General features: G+C 73.4%; 11 protein-coding genes. 4 read left to right on the top strand and 7 right to left on the bottom strand.

Going from position 1 to position 16,466, the window contains the following annotated elements:
* Positions 1–49 precede the first annotated feature (49 nt).
* Both J7462_RS29510 and J7462_RS29505 read left to right on the top strand, forming a co-directional pair.
* Positions 50–739: a YoaK family protein gene (locus J7462_RS29510; RefSeq protein WP_219469095.1), complete on the top strand. Its 690-nt coding sequence runs from the start codon at positions 50–52 to the stop codon at positions 737–739.
* A gap of 204 nt (positions 740–943) precedes the next feature.
* Positions 944–6,409: a carboxyl transferase domain-containing protein gene (locus J7462_RS29505; RefSeq protein ID WP_219469092.1), complete on the top strand. Its 5,466-nt coding sequence runs from the start codon at positions 944–946 to the stop codon at positions 6,407–6,409.
* A 538-nt stretch (positions 6,410–6,947) separates the two neighbouring features.
* Here the strand turns inward: J7462_RS29505 and J7462_RS29500 are convergent.
* The 5 genes from J7462_RS29500 to J7462_RS29485 all read right to left on the bottom strand — a co-directional run bounded on the left by J7462_RS29500 (position 6,948) and on the right by J7462_RS29485 (position 11,800).
* Entirely contained in the window at positions 6,948–8,561 is a 1,614-nt protein-coding gene (locus J7462_RS29500) for a class I adenylate-forming enzyme family protein (RefSeq protein WP_219470832.1), read from the bottom strand.
* Between the two features lie 211 nt (positions 8,562–8,772).
* Positions 8,773–9,537 carry an ABC transporter permease gene (locus tag J7462_RS29495; RefSeq protein WP_208569117.1) on the bottom strand — a complete coding sequence of 255 codons (765 nt, stop codon included), beginning with the start codon at positions 9,535–9,537 and terminating at the stop codon, positions 8,773–8,775.
* Positions 9,538–9,560: 23 nt separating this feature from the next.
* The gene (locus tag J7462_RS29490; protein WP_208569116.1) at positions 9,561–10,541 is read right to left on the bottom strand and encodes an ATP-binding cassette domain-containing protein; all 981 of its coding nucleotides are present in this window, start codon (positions 10,539–10,541) and stop codon (positions 9,561–9,563) included.
* Positions 10,542–10,619: 78 nt separating this feature from the next.
* Positions 10,620–10,991 (bottom strand): glycosyltransferase, encoded by a 372-nt coding sequence (locus J7462_RS32765; RefSeq protein ID WP_308291071.1) that lies wholly within the window; start codon positions 10,989–10,991, stop codon positions 10,620–10,622.
* Complete coding sequence (locus tag J7462_RS29485) at positions 10,973–11,800, bottom strand: glycosyltransferase (RefSeq protein ID WP_255597947.1); 828 nt, start codon at positions 11,798–11,800, stop codon at positions 10,973–10,975. The genes J7462_RS32765 and J7462_RS29485 overlap by 19 nt, the downstream gene beginning before the upstream one ends.
* Positions 11,801–11,980: 180 nt before the next feature.
* Here J7462_RS29485 and J7462_RS29480 point away from each other — a divergent pair, with 180 nt between their 5' ends.
* Both J7462_RS29480 and J7462_RS29475 read left to right on the top strand, forming a co-directional pair.
* Positions 11,981–12,928, top strand: coding sequence for a 3-oxoacyl-[acyl-carrier-protein] synthase III C-terminal domain-containing protein (locus J7462_RS29480; RefSeq protein ID WP_208569114.1), 948 nt, complete (start codon positions 11,981–11,983; stop codon positions 12,926–12,928).
* A gap of 82 nt (positions 12,929–13,010) precedes the next feature.
* Positions 13,011–14,024: a 2-hydroxy-acid oxidase gene (locus tag J7462_RS29475; protein WP_219469089.1), complete on the top strand. Its 1,014-nt coding sequence runs from the start codon at positions 13,011–13,013 to the stop codon at positions 14,022–14,024.
* 58 nt (positions 14,025–14,082) lie between these two features.
* Here J7462_RS29475 and J7462_RS29470 read toward each other — a convergent pair whose 3' ends face one another.
* Positions 14,083–15,108 (bottom strand): histidinol-phosphate transaminase, encoded by a 1,026-nt coding sequence (locus J7462_RS29470; protein ID WP_255597946.1) that lies wholly within the window; start codon positions 15,106–15,108, stop codon positions 14,083–14,085.
* Positions 15,105–16,394, bottom strand: coding sequence for an NAD(P)/FAD-dependent oxidoreductase (locus J7462_RS29465; RefSeq protein WP_219469084.1), 1,290 nt, complete (start codon positions 16,392–16,394; stop codon positions 15,105–15,107). Before J7462_RS29465 ends, J7462_RS29470 begins: the two co-directional genes overlap by 4 nt.
* Positions 16,395–16,466 lie beyond the last annotated feature (72 nt).

Below are 16,466 nucleotides of genomic sequence, written 5' to 3'. Positions count from 1 at the left end.
CCGCAGGTCATGGGTAGACTCCGGCCGGAAACGATCATCGGAAGGGCCCATGACGAAAAGCTACGAGCTGCCGCTGCTGGTGTTGACCGCGGCGACCGGGGCGGTCGACGGCGTGAGCTATCTCGCGCTGGACCGGGTCTTCACCGGCAACATGACCGGCAACGTGCTCTTCATCGGTTTCGGGCTGGCCGGGGTGTCCGGCCTGCCGGTGCTCAACAACCTGGTGGCGCTGCTGGCGTTCATGCTCGGCGCGGTGCTCGCCGCCCGGTTGACCCGGCGCTCGTCGGGGCCGGCGGCGCTGCCCGCCGCCGGGCTGGCCATCCTGGTCGGCGGCAGTGTGCTGACCCTCGCCCTGGCCGGGCTCTGGCTCGCCACCGGCCCACCGACGCACGGGGTGATGCTGACCGTCACCGGGCTGCTCGCCCTGGTGCTCGGCGCGCAGGCCGCAGCGGTCAAGCACATCGGTATCCGGGACCTCTCCACGGTCGTGGTGACCATGACCATGGTGAACCTCTCCACCGACAGCCGGGCCGCCGGCGGTCCGGGTACGGCCTGGCTGCGCCGGTTCGGGGCGATCACCACGATGGGGCTGGGCGCGTTCGTCTCCGCGGTGCTGACGTTGCGGGTGAACGGGGCGGTGGCGCTGGTCGTGGCCGGGGCGTTGTTGACCGTCGGCACGGCGCTGATCGCGGTGATCCGCCGCCGCGAGGTGGCCGCGACGGCGACTGTCGACGCCTGACCCCCGCGACCTGCGGCGGGTGCCGCGCCACCACCGGCGCGGGCGGGGAGGACCAAAAACTTTTGTGGGGTTCCTACAACGGTCACCGCTCAGGGTTCGGTGATTACGACATGGCGCTACCGGCCGGCAGCCGGAAGGGTGATCGCTGTCGGGGGTCGATGCCTTGCGGCGCGTACTCGTGGATCTACCGGAGGAGTCGGTCGGGTGTTCAGCCGTGTCGCCATCGTCAACCGGGGTGAGGCCGCGATGCGCCTCATTCACGCGGTCCGAGAGCTGGCCGCGCAGACCGACACGCGGATCGAAACCGTGGCCCTCTATACCGACGTCGACCGTACCGCGACATTCGTCCGCGAGGCCGACGTCGCCTACGACCTCGGTCCCGCCTCCGCCCGGCCGTACCTCGACCTCAAGAAGCTGGAGCACGCCCTGGTCGAGACCGGGGCCGACGCCGCCTGGGTCGGGTGGGGTTTCGTCGCCGAGGACCCGGCCTTCGCGGAGCTGTGCGAGAAGATCGGGGTGACCTTCGTCGGGCCGAGCCCGGACGCGATGCGCAAGCTCGGCGACAAGATCGGCGCGAAGCTGATCGCCGAGGAGGTCGGCGTGCCGGTCGCGCCGTGGAGCCGGGGCGCGGTGGAGACCCTGGAGGCGGCGATCACCGCCGCCGCCGAGATCGGCTACCCGCTGATGCTCAAGGCGACCGCCGGTGGTGGCGGGCGGGGCATCCGCGTCGTCACCAGCGACGCCGAGCTGGCCGACGCCTACCAGCGCACCAGCCAGGAGGCGGCCCGCGCCTTCGGCAGCGGCATCGTGTTCCTGGAGCGCCTGGTCACCGGCGCCCGGCACGTCGAGGTCCAGGTGATCGCGGACGGTCAGGGCACCGCCTGGGCGCTCGGCGTACGCGACTGCTCGGTGCAGCGGCGCAACCAGAAGGTCATCGAGGAGTCCGCCTCCCCGGTGCTCAGCCCGGAGCAGGCCGTCGAGCTCAAGACGTCAGCCGAACGGCTGGCCGTCGCGGTCGGCTACCGGGGCGCGGCGACCGTCGAGTTCCTCTACCACCCGGGTGACCGGTTGTTCGCCTTCCTGGAGGTCAACACCCGGCTCCAGGTGGAGCACCCGATCACCGAGCTGACCACCGGTTTCGACCTGGTCAAGGCGCAGCTGCACGTCGCGGCGGGCGGCCGGCTCGACGGGGTGCCGCCGCTGGAGCGCGGGCACGCCATCGAGGCCCGGCTCAACGCCGAGGACCCGGACCGCGACTTCGCGCCCGCCCCCGGCCGGATCGCCCGGCTGGACCTGCCCGCCGGGCCCGGCATCCGGGTGGACACCGGGGTCAGCGAGGGCGACACCATCCCGGCCGACTTCGACTCGATGATCGCGAAGATCATCGCCTACGGGCGGGACCGCGACGAGGCGCTCGGCCGGCTGCGGCGGGCGATGGCCAACACCACCGTGATCATCGAGGGCGGCGCGACCAACAAGAGCTTCGTGCTCGACCTGCTCGACCAGCCCGAGGTGATCGACGCCAGCGCCGACACCGGCTGGATCGACCGGGTACGCGCCGAGGGCCGGCTCGTCTCGCACCGGCACTCCGCCGTCGCGCTCGCCGCCGCCGCGATCGAGGCGTACGAGGAGCAGGAACGCGCCGAGCAGCAGCGGCTGCTGTCGACGGCGTTCGGCGGGCGTCCCCAGGTTCAGCACGTCAGCGGCCGGCCGTTGGACCTCAAACTGCGCGGCGTGGGCTACCGGATGCGGGTGGCCCGGGTCGGCGCGCACCGGTTCCGGGTCGGTATCGAGGCCGGTGGCGACGTGCACACCGCCGACGTCGAGCTGGACCGGTTCGACCGGCACACCGGGCAGATCGCCGTCAACGGTGCCCGGTACCGGCTGCTCACCGGCACCCACGGCGCGATCCACCTGGTCGAGGTCGACGGCGTGACCCACCGGGTCGGCCGCGACGAGGGCGGCGTGGTCCGCTCCCCGATGCCGGCGCTGGTCGTCGCGACGCCGGTGGAGGTGGGTGCCGAGGTCGAGGCGGGCGCACCGGTGCTGGTGCTGGAGGCGATGAAGATGGAGACGGTGCTGCGGGCACCGTTCCGGGCCCGGCTCAGGGAGTGCGGCGTCTCCGTCGGCAGCCAGGTGGAGGCCGGCGCGGCGCTGCTGCGGCTGGAGCCCCTCGCCGACGACTCCGACGACACCCCGGACACCCCCACCGCCGCTCCCGTCGCCCTGGACCTTCCCGTCGCGCCCGACCAGGCCCCGGCGGTCGAGCGGTCCCGGCGCGGCCAAGAGGACCTCCGTGGTCTGCTGCTGGGTTTCGACGTGGACCCGCACGACGACGGCCGGGTGCTCGACGAGTACCTCGCCGCACGGCGGGCCGCCATCGAGGACGGCCACCGTCCGCTGGCCGAGGAGATCGACCTCGTCGACGTCTTCGCCGACCTCGCCGAGCTGACCCGCAACCGGCTGACCGGTGAGGACGTCAGCGGGGACAACCACGTCCCCAGCGCCCGCGAGTATTTCCACACCTACCTGCAGAGCCTCGACGTCGAGCGGGCCGGGCTGCCGGCGCCCTTCCAGGCCAAGCTGGCCAAGGCCCTCGGCCACTACGGCGTCACCGAGCTGGACCGCTCCCCCGCTCTCGAAGCCGCCGTGTTCCGCATCTTCCTGGCCCAGCAGCGGGCCTCCGCCGACGCCACGGTCGTCGCGACGCTGCTGCGCTCCTGGCTGCGCGAGCCCCCGCCGGACGCGGTGCTGCGTGAGCCCGCCGGTCTCGCGTTGGAGCGGCTGGTGGCGGCGACGCAGGTGCGTTTCCCGGTCGTCGCCGACCTGGCGCGCGGCGTGGTGTTCGCCTGGTTCGCCCAGCCGCTGCTGCTGCGCAACCGCGCCCGGCTGTACGCCTCGGTCCGCCGCCACCTGCGTCACCTGGACGCGCACCCGGACGCGGCGGACCGAGCCGAGCGGGTCGCGGAGATGGTCCGCAGCACCGAACCCCTGGTCCGGGTGCTCGGCCAGCGGCTCGTCCGGGACCACCTCGACAACGCGGTGATGCTGGAGGTGCTGACCCGGCGGTACTACGGCAACAAGGGTCTCGCCGACGTCCGCACCCGCCAGGTCGCCGACTGCACGTTCGTGGTGGCCGAGCGGGCCGACTCCAGCCTGCTCTCCGCCGCCGTACGCTTCGACGCGTTGGGCGACGCGCTGCGCGGGCTCGCCGAGCTGGCCGGGGACGGCTCCGCCGTCGACGCCGACATCTACCTCGGCTGGGAGAACCAGCCGGAGGACTTCGACGCGATGGCCGCCGCGCTGCTGGAGGTCGTCAACGCGCACCCGCTGCCGGCCCAGGTCCGTCGGCTCACCACCACCGTCGCCGGGCGTGGCGGCGCGGTGATGCACCACCACTTCACGTTCCGCCCGTCGAGCACGGGGATGAGCGAGGAGCGGCTGATCCGGGGCCTGCACCCGTACATCGCGCAGCGGATGCAGTTGGAGCGGCTGCGCAAGTTCGACCTGACCCGGCTGCCGTCGTCGGACGAGGAGGTCTACCTCTTCCAGGCCGTCGCCCGGGAGAACCCGTCCGACGAGCGGCTCGTCGCGTTCGCCCAGGTGCGTGACCTGACGGCGCTGCGCGAGCACGACGGTCGGCTGGTCGCCCTGCCCACGGCCGAGGACATCGTCGCCACCTGCCTGGACTCGATCCGTCGGGCGCAAACCCGCCGCCCGTCCAAGACCCGCTTCAACACCAACCGGATCGTCATCTACGTCTGGCCGCCGAGCGACCTGACCCGTGAGGAGATGGAGATGATCGCCGGGCGGGTCCGCCCGACGACCGTCGGCGCGGGGCTGGAGGAGATCCTGTTCATCGCGCGCCAGCGCGACCGCCGCACCGGTGAGCTGACCAAGATCGCGGTACGGATCTCGTTCGACGCCACCGGCGGGGCCGAGCTGAGCATGGGTGAGCCGCCGGCCGACCCGGTCGAGCCGCTCGACGACTACCGGCTGAAGGTGCTGCGGGCCAGCAGCCGCAACACGGTCTACCCGTACGAGTTGACCGGGATGCTCGGCCAGTTCGTCGAGCACGACCTCGACGACGAGCACGCGCTGGTGCCGGTGGACCGGCCCCGGGGCCGCAACACGGCGGCGATCGTCGCGGGGGTGGTCACCACGCCGACCCCGCGGCACCCGCAGGGCGTCACCCGGGTGGTGCTGCTCGGCGACCCGACCAAGTCGCTCGGCGCACTCTCCGAGGCCGAGTGCCGGCGGGTGATCGCCGCCCTGGACCTGGCCGAGCGGCTCCAGGTGCCGCTGGAGTGGTACGCCCTGTCGGCCGGCGCGCGGATCTCGATGAGCTCCGGCACCGAGAACATGGACTGGGTGGCGGCGGCGCTCAAGCGGATCGTCGAGTTCACCCAGGACGGCGGCGAGATCAACATCGTGGTCGCGGGGATCAACGTGGGCGCCCAGCCGTACTGGAACGCCGAGGCGACGATGCTCATGCACACCCGGGGCATCCTGGTGATGACGCCGGAGGCCGCGATGGTGCTCACCGGCAAGCAGTCGCTGGACTTCTCCGGTGGGGTCTCCGCCGAGGACAACTTCGGCATCGGCGGCTACGACCGGGTGATGGGCCCCAACGGGCAGGCGCAGTACTGGGCGCCCAACCTGACGGCGGCCCGGGACGTGCTGATGTCGTACTACGACCACACGTACGTCGCGCCCGGGGAGGACGCCCCGCGTCGGGCGACCACCGCCGACCCGGCCGACCGGGACGTCTCCGCCTTCCCGCACACCGTGGCGGGCAGCGACTTCACCACCGTCGGCGAGATCTTCTCCGCCACGGCGAACCCGGACCGCAAGAAGCCGTTCGACATCCGTACGGTGATGCGGGCGCTGTCCGACCAGGACCACCCGGTGCTGGAGCGGTGGGCGGGCATGGCCGACGCGGAGACCGCGGTGGTGCAGGACGTCCACCTCGGTGGCATCCCGGTCTGCCTGCTCGGCATCGAGTCGCGGTCGGTGCCCCGCCGGGGCTTCCCGCCCACCGACGGCCCGGACACCTACACCGCGGGCACCCTGTTCCCGCGCTCGTCCAAGAAGGCCGCGCGGGCGATCAACGCGGCCAGCGGCAACCGGCCGCTGGTGGTGCTGGCGAACCTGTCGGGCTTCGACGGCTCACCCGAGTCGATGCGCAAACTGCAACTGGAGTACGGGGCCGAGATCGGCCGGGCGATCGTCAACTTCCGCGGTCCGATCGTGTTCTGCGTGATCTCCCGCTATCACGGCGGGGCGTTCGTGGTCTTCTCCAAGGCGCTGAACCCGAACATGACGGTGCTGGCACTGGAGGGCTCGTTCGCCTCGGTGCTCGGCGGCGCCCCGGCGGCGGCGGTGGTGTTCTCCGGCGACGTCAACGCCCGTACCGCTGCCGACCTGCGGGTGCGCGACCTGGAGGCGCGGGTCGCGGCGGCCACCGGCACCGAGCGGGCGGCGCTGACCGCGGAACTCGACGAGACCCGCGCGGCGGTCCGCGCGGAGAAGCTCGGCGAGGTGGCGGCGGAGTTCGACCGGGTGCACAACATCCAGCGGGCGGTGGAGGTCGGCTCGGTCGACGCGGTGATCCGGGCCGCCGAACTGCGCCCCCGCATCATCGAGGCGATCGAGTCCCGACTGCGGTGACGCCGACCGGCGGGGTCCGGTGGGCCCCGCCGGTCGGCTGACCGGTCGGCCGAGCCGGCGGTGTGGCGGTCGCTGACCGACCCGCCCGGGTGACGTCGTCAGGTCCGGTATGGCGGTCGCTGGTCGATCCGGCGGGGTGACGTCGCCAGTCCGGGGTGGCGGTCGCTGGTCGACCCGGCGGTGGCGGTCGCCGGTCCGGGCGGGCCTACCGACGGGCCGCAGCTGCGGCCCGAACTGCCGGAGCCGACCGGCCTGGGAGTGGTTGTCGTGGACAGCGTTATGCCGCAGCGTCATATTCATGACGCTGCGGCATAACGCTGTCTGCGCATCCTGACGTCGGGACGGGACGGGGACGCCGCCGCAGTGAGGAGCGGCAGGCAGCAGAGCAGCCGGCCGCCGGGGACACCTGGCGGCGGAGGCAGCGCCCGGACCGGACGCCGGGCGCCGGCACCCAGACAGCCCGTCGGGACCGGTCGGAGCGCAGCCCGGCAGGACCGACCAGAGCGCAGCCGGCCGCCGAGCGACCGGTGCGCAGGCGTCAACGCGTGGCGGGTGCCCCGGCGTCGGCCAGCAGCCGCTGACGCATCAGGAACTTGCGGACCTTGCCCGTCGGGCCCATCACCACACCGTCGTCGGGCACGGTGACCACCCGCCGCAGCGTCCCGCCGACCACCGGGCCGAGCGCGGTGCGGACCTGGTCGGCGCGGTCGAGCGCCGGATCGGCGTCGTCGGCGAGCAGGAGCAGCACCTCGGTGACGATGCGGTCGTCGTCCTCCCGGACCGCGATGACAGTGCAGTCGCGCACGTCCGGGCAGTGCTTCAGGACGCGCTCCTCGGACAGCGCCGTGTAGAGCCAGTTGCCGTCGCCCAGGTCGACCGCGTCGCTGGCCCGGTCGACGTGGTGGTAGTTGCCCTCCGGGTCGCGGTACATCAGGTCACCGGTCAGGTAGTAGCCGTTGAGCCGGGTACGGAAGGTGTTGACCGAGTCGTTCCAGTACCCGATCGCCAGCGTCGGCGACTTGAGCCCGACGTGGCCCACCTCCCCCTCGGCGACCTCCTCGCCCGTCACCACGTCGAGCAGGGCGATCTGCGCGAACGGGTACGGCTTGCCGACGCAACGGTCGTAGCGGTCACTGCCGAGGCGGTGGCTGATCCGGAACGCGCCGTGGCCCATCTCGGTGGAGCCGAGCATGTCGACGAACTTCGAACCGGGCACGTCCACCATGCCCTGCCGGGTGTACGCCGGGTGGCTGCCGACGGCCACCAGCCGCCGGATGTGCGACTCGTGGGCGCAGTCGCCGGTGTTGAACCAGTTGCGCACCGAACTCAGGTCGCGGGCGGTCAGGTCGTGGCGGGCCAGCTCCGACCAGGTCACCGCGAAACCGAAGACGCCGGTCGGCCGCCAGCGTTCGATGGCGTCGAGGATCGTCTCGGCGCTGCGCGCGAACGGGCCACCCTGCGCCGACAGGTAGAGCAGCTGGTAGCCGTTGCAGAGCGCCTGGTTGACGGTGATGATGCCGGCGGTGTGCGCGGCCGGCAGGACGGACAGCTCCCGTACCTCACCGTAGGGGCGGGACTCGGTGAGCCGGACCGCCCGGATGGCGGCGAACAGCCCGTGGTGCGAGTGGACGATCGCGGCCGGCACCCGGGTGGTCCCCGACGAGTGGGTGATGGCGACCGGGTCCTCGGGGTGGTGGCGGTAGTGCGGCGGGGCCTGGTCGGGGTCGCCGGTGCCGGTCTCCGCGGCGTCGCCGAGGATCGGCACCCCGAGGTCGTGCTCACGCAGCGCGGCATGGTCGGCGTCGACGACGACCCCGACGCCGCGTAGCCGCCTGATGAACTCGGCCGCCAACTCGATCGGCATGTTGCCGTTCATCAGGGCCGGGATCGCACCGAGCCGGTTGAGGGCCAGGAAGTTGAGGAACACGTCGGGCGCGGACGTCACGTAGACCGCGACCGGGTCACGCCGGCCGATGCCGCGCCGCCGGAACCAGTCGGCGCGGGCGGCGACCCGCTCGGTCAGGGTGGCCAGCGACAGCGGCGTCCAGGCGGGGATCCCGTCCACGTCGACGTCGAAGGTCACCCGGGGCAGGTCCGGGTCGGCACCGTGTTCGGCCAGCCGGAGCAGGACGTTTCCGGCCCCCAGCTCCATGTCGGCCGCCAGGGTCGCCCGGAAGTTGTCGGCACCCAACGAGTTGTCTCCTCACCTGACACGCTCACGGTCACCGCACCTCGGCGCGACGGCCGATCTGGGACACGCTCAGGCTAGAGCGCGGACCACCGGCAGACAATGGCCAACATCAATTTCGGGTACGACCACGGCGGTGACCGCCCGTGCCGCCCGGCCGGTTTGCGGCGGCCTGTCAGGAGACCTCACGGTTGAACAGGTGCGACGACCAGACCAGGCTGACCGCCGCCAACCCGATCATGATGAGCGCACCCTGCCAGACCACGGGTTGGCCGATCTGACCGTTGAACAGCGCCCGCATGCCGTTGGTGGCCCAGGCGAACGGGTTCCAGACCGCGACCTGCTGGATCCACAGCGGGGCCAGCACCAGCGGGATGAGCACCCCGGCGAGCAGCGAGATCGGCTGGCCGACGGTGTTCACCAGCACACCGAGGCTGTTCTCGTTGCGCACCAGCAGCGCGATGTCGTACGAGATCGAGGTGCTCAGCAGCACCATCACCGACAGCAACGCGTAGGAGATGAGCAGGTTGCCCAGGTGCACCCGCAACCCGAACGGCAACGCCACCAGCGTGATGATCACCGCCTGCACCACGTTCAGGCAGACGTGCATCAGGGCCCGCCCCAGCAGCAGCGCCGTGCGGCTGACCGGGGTCACCCGGCACCGGTCGATGATGCCGGCACGCAGGGCACTGAGCAGCCCGTAGCCGGCGAACAGCCCACCGAACAGGCCCATCGCCACGAACAGTCCGGGCACGTAGATGCGGTACGCGTCCGCGTACGAGGAGGCGCCCCGGTCGACCATCACCACCTTGAGGAACGGGGCGAACAGCACCAGATAGGTGATCGGCTGGGCCAGGCTGAACGCCACCATCACCGGGTTGCGCACCATCAGGCCGACCTCCTGCTGGAAGATCAGCCAGGTGTCGCGGACCAGTTTCACTGCGGCTCCTCTCGCACCGGTGGTCACTCCTCGAGCGAGCGGCCGGTCTTGGCCAGGAAGACGTCGTCGAGGCTGGGTCGGCGGGCCTCGATCGCCCCGGGCTCGATCCCCCGGCCCAGCAGGGTGCGCATGATCTGCGGGATGGCGGTGGCGGCACTGTCCACATAGAGCCGCAGGGTGCCGTCGACCACCTCGGACGAGTGCACGTAGGGCTGCTCGGTCAGCAGCTTCGTGGCGACCGGCAGGTCATTGTCGGTGACGTCGTCGACCACACCGGCCCGGTTGAGGTCGACCGCGACCACGTCCCCGGAGATCTCCCGCTTGAGATCCGAGGGGGTGCCCTCGGCGACGATCAGGCCGCCGTCGATGATGGACACCCGGTCGCACAGGGTGTCGGCCTCGTCGAGGTAGTGCGTGGTGAGGAAGACGGTCATCCCCTCCGCCCGCAGCCGCCGGACCTCCTGCCACATCCGCACCCGGCTGGGCGGGTCCAGCCCGGCGGTCGGCTCGTCGAGGAAGATGACCTGCGGCGAGTGGATCACCCCGAGCGCCACGTCGAGCCGCCGCCGCTGCCCACCCGAGTAGGTCCTGATCCGGCGGTCGGCGAAGTCGCCGAGCTGGAACGCCCCGATCGCCGCCTCGGCCCGGCGCTGCGCCTCGGCCTTGCCGAAGCCGTACAGCCGGGCCTGGAGCACCAGGTCGCGGCGGGCGGTCGAGTCGTCGTAGGTGCCACTGGCCTGGGCCACGAAGCCGATCTGCCGGCGGACCTGGGCGGGTGCCCGCAGCAGGTCGACCCCCGCGATCGTCGCCCGACCCCCGTCGGGGCGGATCAGGGTGGCCAGCATCCGCATGGTGGTGGACTTGCCCGCGCCGTTGGGGCCGAGAAAGCCGACGATCTCGCCGCGGGCCACCGCGAAGTCGACCCCGCGCACCGCCTCGACCGTACCGGCGCTGCGGCCACGCCCGACCCGGTAGGACTTGCGCAGGCCGGTGGCCTCGATCATCGAGCCTCCTCGGGCGGGACGACGCCGGGCCACGGGAGTGTCGACCATGGACGGCGACACCCGTGCGGGTGCGTCAGGTCAGGCTAGTGTGGGCGTACCCGTAGGACAATGGTCGATGGGTCGACCGGCCAGGGCGGCGAGGTGCCGGGCGGCGGCCGTCGCGCCACCGGCCGCGGCGAACGACTCACCGACCCGGCGGGCCTGCGCCCGGTAGCCCGGCCCGTCGAGGACGGCGGCGAGCGCGGTGGTGAGCTCCGCCGGGGTGGCCGACCCGAACGAGACCTCGATGCCGGCGCCCGCGTCGGTCACCTGCCGGGCGACCATCGGATGGTCGTGCCGGATCGGCGCGACGACCACCGGGACGCCGTGCGCCAGCGCCTCGGTCACCGTGCCCAGCCCACCGTGGGAGACCAGCGCGTCGAGGTGGGGCATCAGCTCCAGCACCGGCACCCGGGGGCCACCAGCACGTGCGCGGGCGGGTCGGGCAGCAGGTCGGTCGAGGCGGTGAGCACCACCTGCACCCGGTCGGCGAGCGGTGCCGTGGCCGCCAGCATCCGCTGGAAGAACTCCCGGGCCAGGTGCTCGGCCATCGTCCCGACGGTGACCAGCACGTGCCGGCGGGACCGGTCCCAGGCGTCCCAGTCGAAGGCCGGCGCGTCGGGCCGGTGGCCCAGCGCCGGGCCGGTCAGCACGCACCGCGCCGGCAGCGGCGTCGCGCCCGTCAACGCCGTGCTGGTCAACCCGAGCACCAGGTACGGCGAGAAGCGCAGGTCGATCGTCTCGTCGACCGGCAGGTCGGTCATCGCCCAGACCCGGGTGAGCTGGCCGCGTACCCACTCGTCGAACTCGGGCAGGTCCGGCGGGGTGAGTTCCAGGGTGCCGACGCAGAAGGTGGCCCACGGCACCCCGTGCCGGTACGCGGCCAGCGCGCCGGCCAGCGCGTACTGGTCGACGACGACGACGTCCGGCCGGTGGTGTGCGACGGCCTGGTCGGCGGCGTCGCGGATGAACCGGTTGACCGGCAACACGTGCCCCTCCCAGAGGCTGCGCACCGAGGCCATGCCGGTCTCGCCGTCGAGGCGGAAGTACCGCTTGCCGGTCGGGTAGAGGGTCGCGTCGGGGCCGATCAGCGGTCGCAGGTCGCTGCGGGGCCCGCACCAGGCCACCTCGTGCCCCGCCGCCTGGAGCGCCTGGCCGATGGCGAGCGGGGCGTTGAGATGGGACGCCACCGGCAGGACGACGAACAGGAAGCGGGCCACGTCGATATTGTGGCACGCGTTGACAGCGACGGACGCCGCTGATGGGATTCGACGCGTGGCGGTCGACGAGCAACGACACCGGGCGGCGTCGTCCACTGTGTTCGGTGACGGGCCGACCGTCGTGGTGGCCGGCCGACGCCGGGCGCCGGCCGCCGACCGGCCACGGTCGGCACCGTCGGCATGACGGCCCTCGACGCGGTCGCGGTCCACCTCCCCCAGCGCCGGGTCCCGATCGAGAGCCTGGCCGGCCCGCTGGAGCTGACCGACATGCAGGTCCGGTTGTTCCGCCGGTTCCACGGCCTGGACCAGGTGCGCCGCGACCCCGACCTGTCGCTGCACGACCTGCTGCTGCACGCCGCGACCGGGCTCACCGCCCTGCGCGGGCAGGAACACCGGGTCCGGTTCGTCCTGTACGGGCGGGCGTTTCCCGTCGTCACGCCGTACCCGGTCAACCCGCTGCACGACGTCTGCCGCGCGCTGGGGCTCGGCCACGCGGTCGCCTTCACCCTGACCCAGCAGTCGTGTGCCAGCGCGTTGCTCGCGATCGAGATGGCCGGCCGGCTGCTGGCCGCCGAACCACCCGGCCGGCACGGGCCGGGCGACGGTCCGTTGGCGCTGGTCCTCACCGGGGAGAAGGCGTTCACCCGGGACGCCCAGTTCATCCCGGAGACCTCGGTCTTCAGTGAGGGGGCGTCCGCGTGCCTGGTCAGCGCCGACGGGCCCCGGGACCGGCTGCTCGGCTACGCGTGCGCGCAGCGGGGCGAGTTCGACGTCGCCGGTGGCGCCTCCGGGGCCCAGTTCCAGCGCGAGTACCGGCCGGCGCTGGCGGAGGTGATCGGGCGTGCCCTGGCGGTGGCCGGGGTCACCCTGGACGACATCCGGCTGGTGCTGCCGCACAACGTCAACGTCGTGACGTGGCACCGGCTGTGCCGGCTGATCGGGCTCCCCCGCGACCGGGTGCTGCTGGACAACGTCCGGGACACCGGTCACGTCTTCTGCGCGGACGCGTTCGCCAACTACCTGACGGCGCGCGAGCGGGGGCTGCTGGACCCCGGTGACCGCTACCTGGTCGCCGCCGTCGGGGCCGGGGACGGCGCCACCTTCGCCGCCATGGTCTTCGCCCACTGACCGCGCCGCAGGAACCGGTCGGTGCGTGCCGACCGGTGTGAAGCCGATCGGTGCGTGCCGACCGGTGTGAGGAAGGAGAACCGTGCCGGCAGCCCCGCCGACCGACCTGCACCTGATCCGGGCCGCCCGGCGGGCCTTCCCCGGGCCGGCCGCGCTGCTGCACGACCCGGCCCACCGGGAGCAGTCCCGGCGCTACCTGACGGACCTGGCCCGCCAGGACGGGCGGGAGGTGCCGGTCGGCCTGTTCGACACGGCGTCCGGGTCGCTGGGGCAGTCCTACGCGGAGATGGCCGAGGCGTTGATCCGGGCGCTCGTCACGCCGGACGAACCGGTGGACCTGCTCGTCCTGGCGTTCTCCCGACACGACATGCTGCCCGGCCGGGCCACCGCCACCTACCTGAGCCACGTCTGCCCGGGGACCCCGCTGTCGTTCGCCGTCTGCGACCAGGGCTCGGCGGCGGCCTTCAGCGCGCTGCGGCTCGCCCGGGCGTACGCGTCGTCGGGCGGGTGCCGACGGGTCCTGCTGATCGTCGTCGAACAGACCGTTGTGCCCTACGACACGTCCGCCCTCGCTCCGGCCCGGCACCAGGGGGTCGCCCTGCTCTACCGCGCCAACGGGCCGGTCCCCACACCGGGCCCGGTGCCGCCCGCGGCTCCCGCCGCAGCGGAGGAGCCGGTGGCCGCCGGGGTACGAGGTGGACCCGGCACCACCGGCCCGGCGGGCTCCACCGGTGACGTCCTGGACGTCACGGCCCGGGTGGACGTCGTACGCCAGCACCCGGACGTGGCCGCCGACGAGGTCGCCGCGCTGGCCGGGTCCGAACTGGCCGCGCTGTCGGCCGGCCGCACCGACGGCCGGGTGGTGCTGAGCGCCGACCTCGCCACTGCCTGGCCGGCGCACCCCGTCGAGGGGGTGCACGTCACGCCGCCGGGGCAGCCGGTCACCGGCCTGTGGTGGACCCTGCTGGACCGGCTCGCCGACCCGGACCGGTCCCGGCCGGTGGTGGCCGCCGACTACGACCCCGACCTGCGCTACCTCTGCCTGGTCAGCTGGGACGACGCCGATCCGACCGGCGAGGGACGGCCCGACCGGTGACTACTCCGGCCCGACGGGCCGGCGGCGGCCCGGACGGTGGGCACGCCGCACCGGCCGGTCAGAGCCCGGCGGCCAGGGCGGTCCGGGCGAACGCGCACAGCCGGTCGTTCGCCTCGTCCGTGCCGACGGTGATCCGCACCCCCGCGCCGGGCAGGGCCATCACCAGGATGCCGGCCTCGCGGGCCCGTTCGGCGAACGGCACCGCCCGCTCCCCCAGCGGCAGCCAGACGAAGTTCGCCTCGCTGTCCGCCACGGTGAGGCCGAGTCCGCGCAGCTCGTCGATCAGCCGGGTACGCGACGCCGCCAGTTCGGCGCAGCGTCGGGTCAGTTCGGGGGTGACCGCCTCGTCGAGGCTCGCCACCGCCGCGGCCTGGGCCAGGCTGTTCGGGAAGAACACCGCGCCCACCATGCCGGCCAGCGGCGTCACCCTGGGTGGCACCACCGCGTAGCCGACGCGCAGCGCGGCCAGCCCGTACGCCTTGGAGAAGGTGCGCAGGACGCAGACGTTGTCGTGGGCGCGGTAGAGGTCCATCCCGTCGGGCACCTGCGGGTCGGTGACGAACTCCCGGTACGCCTCGTCGATGATCACCGGTACGTCGGCCGGGATCCGGGCCAGGAAGTCGTCGATCTCGTCGCGGTGCAGCACCGCCCCGGTCGGGTTGTTGGGGTTGCACAGCAGCACGCACCGGGTCTGGTCGGTCACGGCGGCGGCCATGGCGGGCAGGTCGTGGCGGTAGCCGTCCATCGGCACCGGCACGCCCCGGGCCCCGACGTTGCTGATGATCAGCGGGTAGCCCTCGAAGGACAGTGCCGGGTGGACCACCTCGGGGCGCGGCCCGAGCGCCTGGACGAGGTGTTGGCACAGCCCGGCCGAGCCGGGCCCGACGAGGATCGCCTCCGGTCCCACGCCCAACCGTGCGGCCAGGGTGCCCCGCAGTGCGGCGGCGGTGCGGTCCGGGTACCGCTGGAGGGCGGCGGCCCCGTCCTCGACGATCCGTCGGATGCTCGGCAGCGGCGGGTACGGCGTCTCGTTCATCGACAGGTCGGCCGGCGGCTGGGTGCCGACGGTGGTGGCAGTGGTCATCGTCGCTCACTTCGTTGCGGGGCCGGCGGGACGGGCGGGTGGGCGTGCCGGTCGGTGAGCAGCCCGAGCTGGTAGATCCGGTCGACCAGGGACAGCGGTCGGACGTTCGTGCCGGACAGGTTGCCGGCGGTGAGCCCGAGCAGCCGGGGGTTGGCCGCGGTGCGCCGCATCATCCGCGCCCCGAGCAGCCGGGGCAGCCCCGACACGCTGGTGATCATGCGGGCGGCGTTGTGGCTGACCGTGGCGATGTGGTCGAGCTGGGGTCGGCGGGCCGTGTCGTAGTTCCGCAGTGCCCGGTCCACCCCGGCGGCGTCCGGGCGGTCCCCGTCGGCGGTGAGGGTGGCGGCGAGGGTCTCGGCGTCGGCGAGTGAGCTGTTGACGCCCTGCGCCGCCATCGGGTGCACCGCGTGGGCGGCCTCGCCGACGAGGGCGAGGCCGGGCACGGTCAGCTGCGCCGCGCGCAGTCGGTAGACGGCGAGGAGCTGCCGCCGGTGCAGGCTGGCCCGCAACGCCGACCCCAGCGGCCGGATGGCGGGCACCCCGACGAGCAGCCGGTCGCACCAGGCGGCCAGGTCGGCGGTGCTGTGGCCGCGGAACTCGCCCGGCGTCACCTGGACGTAGACCCGGCAGCGCCCGCCGGGCAGCGGGTAGACCAGGCACAGCCCCCGGTCGGTGCGGTAGGCCGACACCTCGTCGGCCACCTCCACCCCGGGCACGTCGAAGGCGACCAGGCCGTGCGGGTACTCCCGCCGCTCGACGTCGATGCCGACGGCCTTGCGCAGCGGTGAGGACATCCCGTCGGCGGCGACCACCAGCGCCGCCGGGATGTCCTGCTCGCCGTCGCCGCCGGTGACCCGGACCCCGGTGACCCGGCCGTCGGCGGCGCGCAGTGGGCCGGTGACCCGCTGCCCCCAGCGGAGCTCGACGGTGCCGGGCAGCCCGTCGGCGAGGACGCCGCGCAGGTCGCCGTAGTCGGCGCAGAGGATCTGCCGGTGGCTGCCCGGCAGGGTGCCGTAGTCGAGGGCGAGCAGTGCCCGGCCCTGCGGGTCGCGGATGGCCAGCTGGTCGACCGGACGCGCGCCGGTGGCCCGCAGGGCGTCGAGCACGCCCCAGCCGTCGAGGATGCGTACCGTCTCGGGTTGGAGGATCTCGCCCTTGGCGATCGACGCGGGGGTGCGTTGCCGGTCGAGCACGACCACCCGCAGCCCGCGGGCGCCGAGCGCGCGGGCTGCGGCCAGGCCGCCGGCCCCGGCCCCGACCACGACCACGACGACGTCGGCGCTCATCGGGCCACCGCGCCGGGTGTGACGCCCGCCCGCCCGGCGACGGTACGCCGGTATTCGCCGAGCGCCCGCAGC

Origin of the sequence: Micromonospora sp. RL09-050-HVF-A, from assembly GCF_019374995.1 — a bacterium.
GTDB classification, from domain to species: Bacteria; Actinomycetota; Actinomycetes; order Mycobacteriales; family Micromonosporaceae; genus Micromonospora; species Micromonospora antibiotica.
Note: the sequence above shows the minus strand (reverse complement) of the source record. Positions and strands in the feature narration are given on the sequence as shown.

What these genes read in the sequence shown, in the direction of transcription:
- J7462_RS29500 (WP_219470832.1), bottom strand. Translation starts at nt 8,561, where the DNA reads ATGGAGCTGGGGGCCGGAAACGTCCTGCTCCGGCTGGCCGAACACGGT.
- J7462_RS29465 (WP_219469084.1), bottom strand. Translation starts at nt 16,394, where the DNA reads ATGAGCGCCGACGTCGTCGTGGTCGTGGTCGGGGCCGGGGCCGGCGGC.
- J7462_RS29490 (WP_208569116.1), bottom strand. Translation starts at nt 10,541, where the DNA reads ATGATCGAGGCCACCGGCCTGCGCAAGTCCTACCGGGTCGGGCGTGGC.
- J7462_RS29470 (WP_255597946.1), bottom strand. Translation starts at nt 15,108, where the DNA reads ATGACCACTGCCACCACCGTCGGCACCCAGCCGCCGGCCGACCTGTCG.
- J7462_RS29510 (WP_219469095.1), top strand. Translation starts at nt 50, where the DNA reads ATGACGAAAAGCTACGAGCTGCCGCTGCTGGTGTTGACCGCGGCGACC.
- J7462_RS29480 (WP_208569114.1), top strand. Translation starts at nt 11,981, where the DNA reads ATGACGGCCCTCGACGCGGTCGCGGTCCACCTCCCCCAGCGCCGGGTC.